The organism is Sphingomonas sp., from assembly GCF_036269755.1.
GTDB lineage: Bacteria > Pseudomonadota > Alphaproteobacteria > Sphingomonadales > Sphingomonadaceae > Sphingomonas.
In genome coordinates this window covers 321787-334851 of record NZ_DATBDV010000004.1, presented here as the reverse complement: position 1 = coordinate 334851, position 13065 = coordinate 321787, and the positions used below count along the sequence as shown (strand labels likewise).

The 13065-nt window shown below is 65.1% G+C and carries 10 protein-coding genes; 1 reads left to right on the top strand and 9 read right to left on the bottom strand.

Annotation, left to right across the window (positions count from 1 at the left end):
* Nucleotides 1-12: 12 nt before the first annotated feature.
* The 6 genes from dnaE to VH326_RS03950 all read right to left on the bottom strand — a co-directional run bounded on the left by dnaE (nt 13) and on the right by VH326_RS03950 (nt 9514).
* On the bottom strand, nt 13-3507 hold the full coding sequence (gene dnaE, locus VH326_RS03975; RefSeq protein ID WP_329630493.1) for a DNA polymerase III subunit alpha: 3495 nt from the start codon (nt 3505-3507) through the stop codon (nt 13-15).
* Nucleotides 3508-3546: 39 nt separating this feature from the next.
* A complete protein-coding gene (locus tag VH326_RS03970) occupies nt 3547-4209 on the bottom strand; it encodes a TMEM175 family protein (RefSeq protein WP_329630492.1) in 663 nt (220 codons plus the stop codon).
* A gap of 1 nt (nt 4210) precedes the next feature.
* Nucleotides 4211-4699 carry a glutathione peroxidase gene (locus VH326_RS03965; protein ID WP_329630491.1) on the bottom strand — a complete coding sequence of 163 codons (489 nt, stop codon included), beginning with the start codon at nt 4697-4699 and terminating at the stop codon, nt 4211-4213.
* 13 nt (nt 4700-4712) lie between these two features.
* The gene (locus VH326_RS03960) at nt 4713-5387 is read right to left on the bottom strand and encodes an ABC transporter ATP-binding protein (RefSeq protein ID WP_329630490.1); all 675 of its coding nucleotides are present in this window, start codon (nt 5385-5387) and stop codon (nt 4713-4715) included.
* Nucleotides 5380-6633 carry a lipoprotein-releasing ABC transporter permease subunit gene (locus VH326_RS03955; protein ID WP_329630789.1) on the bottom strand — a complete coding sequence of 418 codons (1254 nt, stop codon included), beginning with the start codon at nt 6631-6633 and terminating at the stop codon, nt 5380-5382. Before VH326_RS03955 ends, VH326_RS03960 begins: the two co-directional genes overlap by 8 nt.
* Before the next feature lie 427 nt (nt 6634-7060).
* Nucleotides 7061-9514 (bottom strand): TonB-dependent receptor, encoded by a 2454-nt coding sequence (locus VH326_RS03950; protein WP_329630489.1) that lies wholly within the window; start codon nt 9512-9514, stop codon nt 7061-7063.
* Between the two features lie 229 nt (nt 9515-9743).
* Between VH326_RS03950 and VH326_RS03945 the strand changes: the two genes are divergently transcribed.
* Nucleotides 9744-10220, top strand: a complete 477-nt coding sequence (locus tag VH326_RS03945) for an Hsp20 family protein (protein WP_329630488.1) — start codon at nt 9744-9746, stop codon at nt 10218-10220.
* Between the two features lie 78 nt (nt 10221-10298).
* Here VH326_RS03945 and VH326_RS03940 read toward each other — a convergent pair whose 3' ends face one another.
* From VH326_RS03940 to secG, 3 genes are all read right to left on the bottom strand, one after another.
* A complete protein-coding gene (locus VH326_RS03940) occupies nt 10299-10808 on the bottom strand; it encodes a hypothetical protein (RefSeq protein WP_329630487.1) in 510 nt (169 codons plus the stop codon).
* A 6-nt stretch (nt 10809-10814) separates the two neighbouring features.
* The gene (locus VH326_RS03935) at nt 10815-12449 is read right to left on the bottom strand and encodes a CTP synthase (protein WP_329630486.1); all 1635 of its coding nucleotides are present in this window, start codon (nt 12447-12449) and stop codon (nt 10815-10817) included.
* A gap of 97 nt (nt 12450-12546) precedes the next feature.
* A complete protein-coding gene (gene secG, locus VH326_RS03930) occupies nt 12547-12981 on the bottom strand; it encodes a preprotein translocase subunit SecG (protein ID WP_329630788.1) in 435 nt (144 codons plus the stop codon).
* Between the last annotated feature and the right edge of the window lie 84 nt (nt 12982-13065).

Here is a 13065-nt window from a genome sequence, read left to right as displayed (position 1 = left end):
AGTATTCCGCGCCTAGCCGACCAGCGCAAGCCGTTGCGGCGGCGCGATCGCGATGTCCGCGCTCACCACCCCCGAAAGCGTGGCGATGCGGTCGGTCAGTTCGGCGTCGAGCAGGAAGTCGCGGCCGAGCAAGATGGTCGCAGTCCCGCCATGCGGCAGGGCGATGACCACCCGCACCTCACCCCGCGCGCCACGCGCTTCGGACAACAGTCCGTTGAGCGCGGGGATCGCGGCGATATCGTCGATCGCGATCTCAAGCATCATCCGCGTCGAGTTCGCGAGGCCCTCGAACGGCTGGATGCGCTTGACCGTGACTCGCGGCGTCTCTTCGCCGGCGCGCCGGTCGAGTTCGACCGTCAGAAGGCCGCACCCGCCGTTGCGCGCGGCCGCCTCCAACTCGGCGGCGACGGAATCGTCGAAGCAGGTCACGACGAACTGCCCCGACGGATCGGACATCGTCGCCATCATGTAGCGCCGCCCCTTGGCCGATGTGCGCCAGCGCGCCTCCTCGACCAATGCCGCCATCACCGCGCCGGCACGGCCGCCCTCGGGGATCTGGATGTCGCCGAGACCGGCGAAACGACGCGCCCCATGCAATTTGGCGAGTTGGGCAAAACGATCGACCGGGTGTGCCGAGAAATAGAAGCCGAACGCCTCCTTCTCCTGCTCCATCCGCTCGGCCAGCGTCCAGCGCGCCGACAGCGGCAGCTTGATGTGCGTGCCCGACGCTTCGCTCTCGCCGAACAGCCCGCCCTGCCCGCTGGTCTTCTGGTCGTGGACTCGCGCCGCTGTCGCGAGGATGGTTTCAGCGCAAGCGAAGATGCCGGCGCGATTGGGATCGATGCCATCGAACGCCCCCGCCGCGGCGAGCGTTTCGAGCTGGCGCTTGTTGAGCAGGCGCGGGTCAACCCGGTGCGCGAAAGCGTCGAGGCTATCATACGCTCCGTTGACGTCGCGATCCTCGACCAGCCGCTCCATCGCGCCTTCGCCCACCGACTTGAGCGCCGCTAGCGCGTAGCGGACCGCGAGTCCGCTCTCGGTTTCCTGCACGTCGAACTCCGCCAGGCTCCGGTTCACGTCGGGCGGCAACAACGCGACGTCGAGCCGGCGCATGTCGTCGACGAAAATCGCGAGTTTGTCGGTCAAATGCAGATCGTAGCACATCGACGCCGCGTAGAACTCGTGCGGATGGTGCGCCTTCAGCCACGCGGTCTGATAGGCGAGCAACGCGTACGCCGCAGCGTGCGACTTGTTGAACCCGTAGCCGGCGAACTTGTCGATCAAGTTGAACAACTCGTTGGCCTTCGCCTTGTCGATCTGGTTGGTTTCGAGACAGCCGGCGACGAAATGGTCACGCTGCGCGTCCATCTCCGCCTTGATCTTCTTGCCCATCGCTCGCCGCAGCAGGTCGGCGCCGCCGAGGCTGTAGCCGGCCAGCACCTGCGCCGCCTGCATCACCTGTTCCTGATATACGAAGATACCGTAGGTCTCGGCGAGGATCGGCTCGAGTAACGGGTGCGGATAGGTGATCGGCTCCTGTCCGTTCTTGCGGCGGCCGAACGCCGGAATGTTGTCCATCGGGCCGGGACGATAAAGCGAGACGAGCGCGATGATGTCGCCGAAATTGGACGGGCGAACCGCCGACAGCGTGCGTCGCATCCCTTCCGATTCGAGCTGGAACACGCCGACCGTGTCGCCCTTCTGGAGCAATTTGTAGACCTGCTCGTCGTCCCAAGTCAGCGCGTCGAGGTCGAGCGCGATGCCGCGCTTGGCGAGCAACTGGGTCGCCTTCTTGAGCACCGACAGCGTCTTCAGCCCGAGAAAGTCGAATTTCACGAGGCCGGCATATTCGACATATTTCATGTCGAATTGCGTGACGGGCATGTCCGAGCGCGGATCGCGGTAGAGCGGCACCAGCTGGGCGAGCGGGCGGTCCCCGATCACCACGCCCGCCGCGTGTGTCGAGCTGTGACGCGGCAACCCCTCCAGCTTCATCGCGAGGTCGAGCAAATGCCGCACGTCCTTGTCGCCGCGATATTCGGCGGCCAGTTCGCTAACGCCGTTCAACGCGCGGTCGAGCGTCCAAGGATCGGTCGGGTGGTTAGGGATCAGCTTGGCGAGGCGATCGATCTGGCCGTAGCTCATCTGGAGCACGCGGCCGGTGTCCTTGAGCACCGCGCGCGCCTTCATCGTTCCGAACGTTATGATCTGTGCGACCGTGTCCCGGCCATATTTTTCCTGAACGTAGCGGATCACCTCGCCGCGCCGCGTTTCGCAGAAATCGATGTCGAAGTCGGGCATCGACACGCGTTCCGGATTGAGGAAACGTTCGAACAGCAGCCCGAGCTTGATTGGGTCGAGATCGGTGATCGTCAACGACCAGGCGACCACCGAGCCCGCGCCCGACCCGCGGCCGGGACCGACGGGAATGTCGTTGGCCTTCGCCCATTGAATGAAGTCGGCGACGATCAGGAAATAGCCCGAAAACCCCATCGAGACGATGACGTCGAGCTCGAACTCGAGCCGGTCGCGATAGGTCTTGTCCCAGCCCTCTTCCCCGGCCCCGCCCAATTCGGCGATCCGCTGGAGGCGCTTTTCGAGCCCCGCGCGGCTGTCGGCACGCAACGCTTCGGCCTCGGCCTCGCGGTCCCCGGCCAAGCTGGGCAGGATCGGCTTGCGCTTGGGCGCCGCGACCGCACAGCGTTGCGCGATCACCAGGGTGTTGGCGATCGCCTCGGGCAGGTCGGCGAACAGCGCGCGCATGTCCTTGGCCGGCTTCATCCATGCATCGGGCGAGCTTTTGGGGCGATCGTCGCTGGCCACGTAGCTCGACGAGGCGATGCACAGCATCGCGTCGTGCGCTTCCAGAAACTCCTCCTCGGCGAAGCAGCACGGATTCGTCGCGACGATCGGTAAGTCGCGGGCGTAGGCCAATTCGAGCAACTCCGCCTCGGCCTTGCCCTCGACGGGATCGAACCGGCGCGAAATCTCGACGTAGAGCCGGTCGCCGAAGATTGCCTGTAGCCGGTCGGAATAAGCGCGAGCCCGGTCGGGCTGGTCCTCGGCAAACAGCCGCGCGAGCGCGCCTTCCCCGCCCGCGGTCAGCGCGATCACGCCATCAGCATGCGCTTCCAGCGTATCGAGATCAACATGCGGCGCCTGTTCGAGAGGGCGGCCGAGATGCGCCTCGCTGACCAACTTGCAGAGGTTGAGATACCCCGCTTCGTCCTGCGCGTAGAGCGCCAGCCAGTCGATCGCGACCGCCGCGCCCTCGGGGATATCGGGCCGCGCGATCCCCAGCATGGTGCCGATGATCGGCTGCACCCCCGCATCGATCGCCGCGTCCGAGAATTGCATCGCGGCATAGAGCCCGTTGCGGTCGGTCAGCGCGGCGGCGGGAAAGCCGAGCGATCGCGCGGCCTTGGCGATCGCTTTGGGCTCGATCGCGCCGTCGAGCATCGTGTAGCACGAGAAAATCCGAAGGGGCACGTAGCCGGAATGGGGCATGGCCCTGCTATGGACGCAGCACCCCCGCGAGGCAAACCGCTACGCCGCGCTATCCACAGTTTTCGATGCGCTCAACCTTGGCGCGACGATGCGCCGAAGGACGAACACGGACAGCGCTACCGGGGCGATCACCCAGACGACATGGGTCTTGTCCACGATCAGGCAGATGAAGAACATCGCCGGCATAATCAGCGTCGGCAGTGCCCTCCGCCAACGCTCGGCACGGGTAACCTCGTCGCGCATCACGCCTGGGCGTGCCGACGCGTAGATCCACATGGCGGAGTTCATCAGCCCGCAGACGACCATCACCAGGCAATAGAATTTGAACCCCACCGCCAGCCCGCCCGGCTGGTAGAAAACGTGCACCGCCGCCGGCAGGATCGCAATGCCGCACAGCAAGCCGAGCGACAGGCCGGTCAGGATGTTATCGGTGCGGTGGACTCGCGCGAACAGTTCGCGGTTCGCGATCCAGAAGATGGCTGTGACGAGAAAGCTCAGCGCATAGGCGACCAGGCTCTGGCCGCTGTCGGCGAGCATCGCCTGTAACGAAGCAGGGTGCTCGGGCAAGCGGATCTCGAGCGCCGCCAGCGTCGTCGCGATCGCGAAGATACCGTCGGACAACATGATCAGGCGATCGGTGCGATGCCGCTGGACATGCTTTGCGAGCGGTTCCTCGCTCGCCAGCGATTCGATCTCGGCCATGCTACAACAGCTTCTCGATGTCCGCGGCAATCTCCCCAGGCTTGGTCGTCGGGGCGTAGCGTTCGACCACCTGGCCGTCGCGTCCGACGAGGAACTTCGTAAAGTTCCACTTGATGCCGTCCATTCCGACGAACCCCAGCATACCGGGTGCCTGCTTCTTGAGTTCGGCATAGAGCGGGTCCGCGCCTGATCCGTTGACCTCCACCTTGGCGAACACCGGAAAGGTGACGTCATAGGTCAGCGAGCAGAACGTCGCGATCTCCTCGGCGTTGCCGGGCTCCTGAGCCCCGAACTGGTTGCACGGGAAGCCAAGCACCTCGAATCCGCGGTCGGCATATTTGCGGTGAAGCGCCTCCAGCCCCTCATACTGCGGCGTAAACCCGCATTTCGACGCGACGTTGACCACCAGCAGCACCTTGCCCGCAAACTCGCTCAGATCGACATCCTCGCCATTGGCTGCGCTTACGTGAAAATCGGTGATCGCGGTCATGTGCCCCATCCCCTTATCCTAGACGCCCCTCATGGAGCCGCATCACGCGGTCCATCTTGGCGGCGATGCGCTCGTTGTGCGTGGCGATCAGCGCGGCGGAGCCCTCCTGGCGGACCAGCCGCAGCAGCTCGGCGAGCACGATGTCCGCGGTCGCTTCGTCGAGATTGCCGGTGGGCTCGTCGGCAAGGATCAGCGCCGGGCGATTGGCAAGCGCGCGGGCGACGGCGACGCGTTGTTGCTCGCCGCCAGACAGCTGGCTGGGCTTGTGCGTGAGGCGGTGGCCGAGGCCGAGCGTGGTCAGCAGCTCCTCGGCGCGCGTGTTCGCATCGCTTCGCTCCGCGCCACGGACCAATTGCGGCAGTACGACATTCTCGATCGCATTGAAGTCGGGCAGCAAGTGATGGAATTGATAGACGAAGCCGAGCCGATCACGTCGTGTCGTCGTCCGCGCGCCCGCATCCTGCTGCGCCACTTCGACGCCGGCGATCCGGATCGACCCCCCGAACCCGCCTTCGAGCAGCCCGACCGCCTGGAGCAGAGTCGACTTGCCCGAGCCGGACGGACCGAGCAGCGCGACGATCTCGCCCGGCGCGATCGAGAGATCGACGCCGCGCAGCACCTCGATCGTTTCGCCGCCCTGGCGGAACGAGCGCGTGAGGCCGGTGGTGGCGAGAACTGCCTCATTCATATCGCAGCACCTGCACCGGATCGGTCCCCGCCGCCTTGAACGCCGGGTAGAGCGTGGCGAGGAAGGTCAGCAGCAGCGCGATCGCCACGACCGCGACGATTTCGAGGGGGTTGGGCTTGGACGGCAGCTCGGTCAGGAAACGGATCGAAGGATCCCACAAATTCTGCCCCGAAACCCTTTGCACCAGATCGACCACGCCCTGGCGGAAATAGAGCGCGACGAAGCCGAGGATCAGCCCGGCGACCGTCCCAAGTGCGCCGATCGTGGTGCCGACGGTCATGAAGATCCGCACCATTGCCCCGCGAGTCGCGCCCATCGTGCGCAGGATCGCGATGTCGCGAGTCTTGGCGCGAACCAGCATGATCAGCGACGAAGCGATGTTGAACGCCGCGACCAGGATGATGATGCACAGGATGACGAACATCGCGACCTGCTCGACCGCGAGCGCCTGGAACAGCTCCGAATTCATCTGGCGCCAATCGCTGATCACGGCGCGTCCCGCGACCTTCGCCGCAAGCGGGCGGAGAATGTCGCCGACCTTGTCGGGCTCGCTGGTCTTGACCTCGATCATCCCGACCGTGTCGCTGGGGAGCAGCAGCAGCGTCTGCGCATCCTCGATCGGCATCAGCACATAGGCCTTGTCGTAATCGTAGACGCCGACGGTGAAGATCGCGCCGATGGTATAGGACAACATCCGCGGCACGGTGCCGAACGGAGTCGCCTGGCCCGTCGGATTCCAGATCGTGATCTGGTCGCCGACTTGGGCGCCGAGCGATTCGGCGAGCCGGGACCCGATCGCCACCCGGTTGCTGCCCGGCGTGATGCTGGCGAGATTGCCGACGACGATGTTGTTCGCGATCGCCGGATTGGCGCGCATATCCTGAACCCTCATGCCGTCCAGCAGCATGAATTCGACCCGTCCGTTGAAGGTCGCCATCAGCGGCTGCTGGATCAGCGGGGTCGCGCTGGTGACTCCGGGGGTTGCCTTGGTCTCGGCAAGCACCGAGCGCCAATCGCGCAGCTGACCGTTGTAACCTTGCACCACCGCGTGGCCGTTGAGCCCGACGATCTTGTCGAACAGTTCGGCGCGAAAGCCGTTCATCACGCTCATCACGATGACCAGGGCCGCAACCCCAAGCATCACCGCGAACAGGCTGAACGCCGCGACCAGCGCGATGAATCGCTCGCCCTTGCCGGGCAGCAGGTAGCGTCCGGCGATCATGCGTTCATAGCGCGACAGGAGTATCAAGCAGCCCTCACTCGTCCGCCCCGGATGCCTTGCTCTAGGGGGACGCCAAGTGGCTGGCAACCAAGGCAACGCTGTGGCGGAATCGACACAGCGTCGCCGCAATCGGCGGCGCGCGGCCGGTTTGGCGATGACAAACCCGGAGTCGCCGCCTAGCACCGGTCCATCGAAACGCAGGTCAATGGCCGTGGTTCGGGGATTGCTTCCAGCTCCGCCTCAATAGGGGCGTGCGGGCGGGAGCTTCAAGGGGGCTGACGAGCAATCGTCACGCAGGCGGCCGGGTCGGAAACGATCCGGTCGTTTGCGTTGGGCGAAGTGGATTAGCCAAGGCTAATCCACGGTGCGAAGCATCGCCCCAGCCGGCCGCCGGGGTGCAATGCGCCCGAACGACGGCGGCTTTGCCGACCGTCGCCCACATCCGCGTCGATCAGAATCCAACCCGCAACGTCACCCCGTATGTCCGAGGATCCCCCGGCTGCCCGACGATCAGCCCAGTGCTGCCCGATTGCGTGCTCAACAGCTCGAAATAATCCTTGTCGAACACGTTGCGGACCCAGCCGTAGATGTTCCAATTGTCCTTGCGGAACCCGGCGCGGAGGTTCGATAACGAGTATCCCGCGATATCGGTGTAGAGCGAGCGCGACGGGTTGGAGGAGAATTTGGAGCGATAGCTGCCGTCATAGCCGATATAGGCCTGACCGCCTGCCACCGGCTGGTTGAACTCGCCGCCGAACGAGAACGCCCATTTCGAGATGCCGGGCAGGATCTGGCCAGAGATATCGCACACGAGCGGGCTCAGGCCTGGCGTTCCCGCCGCCGGCGTCGCGCCATCGAGCGCGGGGTTGCCGCCCGACAGCTCGGGCGGACACGGCGCGTTGCGGAAACGGACATACCTGGCGTCGGTAAAGGCGCCGTTGAAATAGACGCTCAACCGCTGGTTCGGCCGGAAGGAGGAGTCGAACTCGATCCCTCGCACGCGCACCAGCCCGGCATTGGCGAGATAGCCGCGGATCACCGTGGTCTGGCCGTTGTTCACCGTCGCCTGGTAATCGTGGACGTCATCCCAGAACGCGGCAAGGTTGAACGTCACGCGCCGGTTGAAGAATTGCGTCTTCGATCCAAACTCGAAATGATTGACCTTTTCGGGCGCGACCGTCGCCTTGGTCAGATCGACGGCAGTGTTGGTCGAATTGAGCGGCAGTCCCGACAGGTTGATCCCGCCCGATTTGAAGCTGCGCGCATAGGTCGCGAAAAGATGCACGTCGGGATTGAAATCGTATGACAGCGTCAGGTCGCCCGACAGGTTCCACGCGCTGAACCTGGGGCTGTAGCGTTGCGGGGCGAGCGTGTTGAGCTGGTCGGCGACGGCTGCGCCGCTGGCGAGCAACGCTGCGACATTGTCGGCAGTCGCGACGAAATTGTATCGCGCGTTCCGGATGCTGACGACGGACTCGTAGAACCCGGACTTGCGATCGTAATTGACGCGGAGGCCGGGCTGGACATGGAAGCGCGGCGTCACCGCCCAGTTGAGCTTGCCGAACAAGGCGAAGCTCTGGTTGCTGAAATGGATGCTGTTGGTCGAGGTGAGCCCGTCGAGCACCAGCGGATTGTTGGCATTGGCGCTGGTCGGGTTGAGCAGCCACCGGCTGGCCGCCGGCCCTTGCACTTGCGACCCCTGGGTGTCGATATTCTGGGTGAAGAAGAATGCGCCCAGTGTGTAGTTGAGCTTGCCCGAGCCGTTCGACCCGACCCGCAATTCCTGCGAGAATTGCTTCTGTTGCGATGGATTCTGCGAGACCGTGGTGATCGGCAGCCCGACGAAATCACGGTCGTTGGCGGGCTTCCAATCCCAATAGCGCCACGCCGTCACCGAGGTGATCGTCGCGAACCCCGCGTCCCAGCTGCTGACCAGCGAAACGCCGCCGACCTCCTGCCGGGAGTTGATCGTCGCGTCGAGATCGGTCACGCGGTCGAACGGGTCGGTGCTCGGCGGCGCGTAGCCGAACGCGTTCGCGAGCGCGGCGTATTGACGGTTGAGCGGGCGCTGGGTCGTGCCGACCCGCGCGTAATATTGGACGCAGCAATAGGGGTTCTGCAGGCTGAAATCGGCCGACAGCGTCAGGTCGAGGCTGGGCGCCGCGCGCCATAGCAATTGCCCGCGGACGCTGAAATTGTCCTGCTTCTGCAGGTTTTTGCCGGTCGCCATATCGTAGATCGTGCCGCCGCGCTTGGTCACCGAGGTCGATACGCGCACCGCCAGCGTGTCCGCTGCGATCGGTGCGGAGCCCGAGGCCTTGAGCTGGAGCAGCCCGTAATTGCCGGTGCTCGCCTCAAAGGTGGCATCGGGAGAGAGGCTGGGCGTTCGCGTGGTGATGTTGACCGCGCCGGCGGTGGTGTTCTTGCCGTACAGCGTGCCCTGTGGCCCGCGCAGCACCTCGACTCGCTCGACATCCACGAAGTCGAAGGTCGAGGCGCCGACGCGGCCGATATAGACCTGGTCGATATAGAGCCCGACGCCCTGCTCGATCCCGTCATTGGTCAACCCGAACGGCGCGCCGAGCCCGCGAATATTGATCGCCGAGTTGCGCGGGTTGCTCGAATAGAATTGCAGCGACGGCTGCAGGGTCTGAAGCCGGTTGACGTTGAACGCGCCGGCGTTCGAGATCGTGTCACCGGACAGCACCGACACCGCGATCGGCACGTTCTGCAGGCGCTCGTCGCGGCGCCGCGCGGTGACGATGATGTCGCCCTCGCTCTGTGGCGCCGCTTGAGGGTCGGCTTGCGGCACGGGGTTGGCGGCGGCAGGCGGCGCCGGCGGATCGGTGCGGTCCAGGGGACCGAGCGCAGCCGTGGCAAGCAGGAATGGGATCGTGGCGAACATCGTCTAGGTCCCTGTGCAGCAAGGACGCCATAATCCCCATTCAATTGCTGGGATTAAAAGCAAGATCGGCTGCGCGCGCTTAAAAGCGAAACTTTATCATCGTTGTAATCGCACGACATTTCCTCCGCATCGGGGCCTTGAAGGGGCGACGAGCCGCCCCAGATATACGGTGGCGCGATGCCCATCCGGGGTCGCGTCGACTGAACATTGCTCAATGGAGGATATTCACATGCGACAGTTCGACCTTACCCCCTATCGCCGCTCGACGATCGGCTTCGACCGCTTGTTCGACATGCTCGAAGCGTCGGCTCGCCAGAATGGCGGCGGCGACAATTACCCGCCGTTCAACCTCGAGCGCACCGGCGAGGAGCAGTATCGCATCACGCTCGCGGTCGCGGGTTTTCGCCGCGACGAAATCGAGATCGTCGCGCAGCAGAACCTGCTGACGGTCAAGGGCAAGAAGGACAAGGACGGCGACCAGTCGGCGTTCCTGCACCTCGGCATCGCGACGCGCAGCTTCGAGCGGCGTTTCGAGCTCGCCGACTTCATCCGCGTCGAGGACGCGCGGCTCACCGATGGCCTGTTGACCATCGACCTGGTCCGCGAAGTGCCCGAGGCGCTGAAGCCCCAGACGATCGCGATTAAGACCGGCGCCCCACTCGCCGCGATCGACAACGCGTCGTCCGAGGAGTCGCAGGCGGCGTAACGAGTCCGGCGCTTTTCCGCTCCCTTGGAGGCGCCTACAGGGCGTCCGGGCCACCACGGCCCGGGCGCCTTTTCTTTCTCATTCGCCGCGCCACTTCTCCATTGCACGGCGGTAGCTCGCCTCGCGTGTCGCACGCTGTTTTTCGAGCGTGGCGGTCTCCGCCTCATGCTCTTTGGCTAAGGCCCTGCGCCGCTTCTCGATCGCCGCGATTTCGGCGTCCAGTTTCCTGAGTTCCGCCTGTTGGCGCTTTTCCGCTTCGGCGGCAGCCGCCTCGGCCGCATCGAGCGGTTCACGGCTCGGCCGCGGCGCCGCAGGTTTGGCAGGCTTGGTTTTCTTGGCGCCGGCGCCTTTGCTCGGTCCGAGCGCGGCGAGTTGCTCCTCGTCGGAGCCACGTGATCGCTTGATGACCTTGCCAGGTTCGGCGAGCGGCTCCTTGGTCAGCGCGGGATCGGTCACAACCTCGGCCATTCCGCGGGCGAACAGATTCTTGTCGCTGCCCCACGCCTCCAGCGCCGCCTTACGGCTCGGCGCGGCGACATAGGCGTCGTGGAAGCCGATCGGCGTGCGGAACACCTTCAGCTTCGCCACGGAAAACTAGACCAGCCGGCTCTGCCGCACCGCCGCCGCAATGAAGCTCGCGAACAAGGGGTGCGGGTCGAACGGCTTCGATTTGAGTTCCGGGTGGAACTGAACGCCGACGAACCAGGGATGGTCGGGGCGCTCGACGATCTCGGGGAGCATGCCGTCGGGCGACATGCCGCTGAACACCAGTCCGCCGTTCTCCAAAGCGTCGCGATAGCCGGTGTTGACCTCGTAACGGTGGCGATGGCGTTCGCTGATGTCGGTCGCGCTGTAGATCGAAGACACGACGCTGTTGCCGTCGAGCTTGGCCGGATAGGCGCCGAGCCGCATCGTGCCGCCCAGATCTCCGCCCGCCTCGCGCTTCTGCACGCCTTCGGCCGACATCCATTCGGTGATGATGCCGACCACCGGCTCGTCGGTCGGGCCGAACTCCGTCGAGCTCGCCTTGGCGATCCCCGCTAGGTTCCGTGCGCCCTCGATGCACGCCATCTGCATCCCGAAGCAGATGCCGAAATAGGGCACGTGACGCTCGCGCGCGAACTTGACGCTGGCGATCTTGCCCTCCGCGCCACGCTCGCCGAACGCGCCTGGGACGAGGATCGCGTGGCACGGCTCCAGCTGGGCGGCGATGTCGCTGTCGGCGTGCTCGAACAGTTCGGCGTCGATCCAGCGGACGTTGACCTTGACGCGATTGGCGATACCGCCGTGCACGAGCGCCTCGTTGAGCGACTTGTACGCGTCCTGCAGCCCGACATATTTGCCGACCACGCCGATCGTCACTTCGCCCTCGGGATTGGTAAGGCGATCGGTGATGTCGGTCCAACGCGACAGATCGGGCGCGCTCCCCGGCACGATGCCGAATGCGGTGAGCACCGCGGTGTCGAGGCCCTCGCCGTGGTACTGCTCGGGCACCGCATAGATGCTCCTGGCGTCGAGGGCGGGGATCACCGCTTCCTTGGGGACGTTGCAGAACAACGCGATCTTGGCGCGCTCGCTCGCCGGGAGCGGTTGTTCGCAGCGGCAGACCAACACGTCGGGCTGGACGCCGAGGGCCGCGAGTTCGCGGACCGAATGCTGGGTCGGCTTGGTCTTCAATTCGCCCGCGGCAGCGATGAACGGCACTAGCGTTACATGTACGCTGACCGAATTTCCGCGGCCGAGATCGTTGCGGATCTGGCGGATCGCTTCGATGAACGGCAGCGATTCGATGTCGCCGACGGTCCCCCCGATCTCGCACAGCACGAAGTCGAGGTCGTCGGTCTCGGTCAGCGCGAACGCCTTGATCGCGTCGGTGACGTGCGGGATGACCTGAACGGTCGCGCCGAGATAGTCACCCCGCCGCTCGCGCTGGATGATCTGCTGGTAGATCCGCCCGCTCGTGACGTTATCGGATTGCCGCGCCACGACACCAGTGAAGCGCTCGTAATGGCCGAGGTCGAGGTCGGTCTCGGCGCCGTCGTCGGTGACGTAGACCTCACCGTGCTGATACGGGCTCATCGTGCCGGGATCGACGTTGAGATACGGATCGAACTTCCGGATGCGGACGCGATAGCCGCGTGCTTGCAGGAGGGCGGCCAGCGAGGCTGCCATCAAACCCTTGCCAAGCGAGGACACCACGCCGCCGGTAATAAATATGAACCGCGCCATGGGAGAAAACGCCTAGCTTGATTTGGGCACGAACGGCAAGCGCGCGAATCCGTCGCGCCGACAAAAATCTGCCGACGCGACGGACAAGCGGCTCAGATTACTTGGTCGGCTTGGCCTTGTTGGTCTGCGGCGCGGCGACGTTGTCGCCCGGGGCCAGCGTGCCAGGGAAGTTCAGGTTGCCGCCGATCCCCGCCGCCGCGTTGGCGGCATCACCACCGAACGCGCCACCGGTATTCGGAACGGGCTGGCCCGCGGCGGGAGCGGTGACGGGAGCGGCGCGGTTGAGCGAGGTATCGACCGAGGTCGAGTGCCGCGTCGCCGCCAGCACCGCCAGCGCGATCGACAGCAATACGAAGCCCGTCGCCAGGATCGCGGTCGATCGAGTCAGGAAGTCCGAAGCGCCACGCGCCGACATCAGCCCCGCCGGGCTGCCGCCGCCGGTCAGTCCACCGCCCTCCGACCGCTGCATCAGGATCACCGTGACGAGCGCGAGCGCGATAAAGAAATGGACGACGAGCAGGAAGCTGAACAGCATGGAACGGAACGGACCTGTAATGGCGAAAGCGGGCACATAGGCGAGCGGGCGCGCCCGATCAACCGGCGATGGCCCCGCATT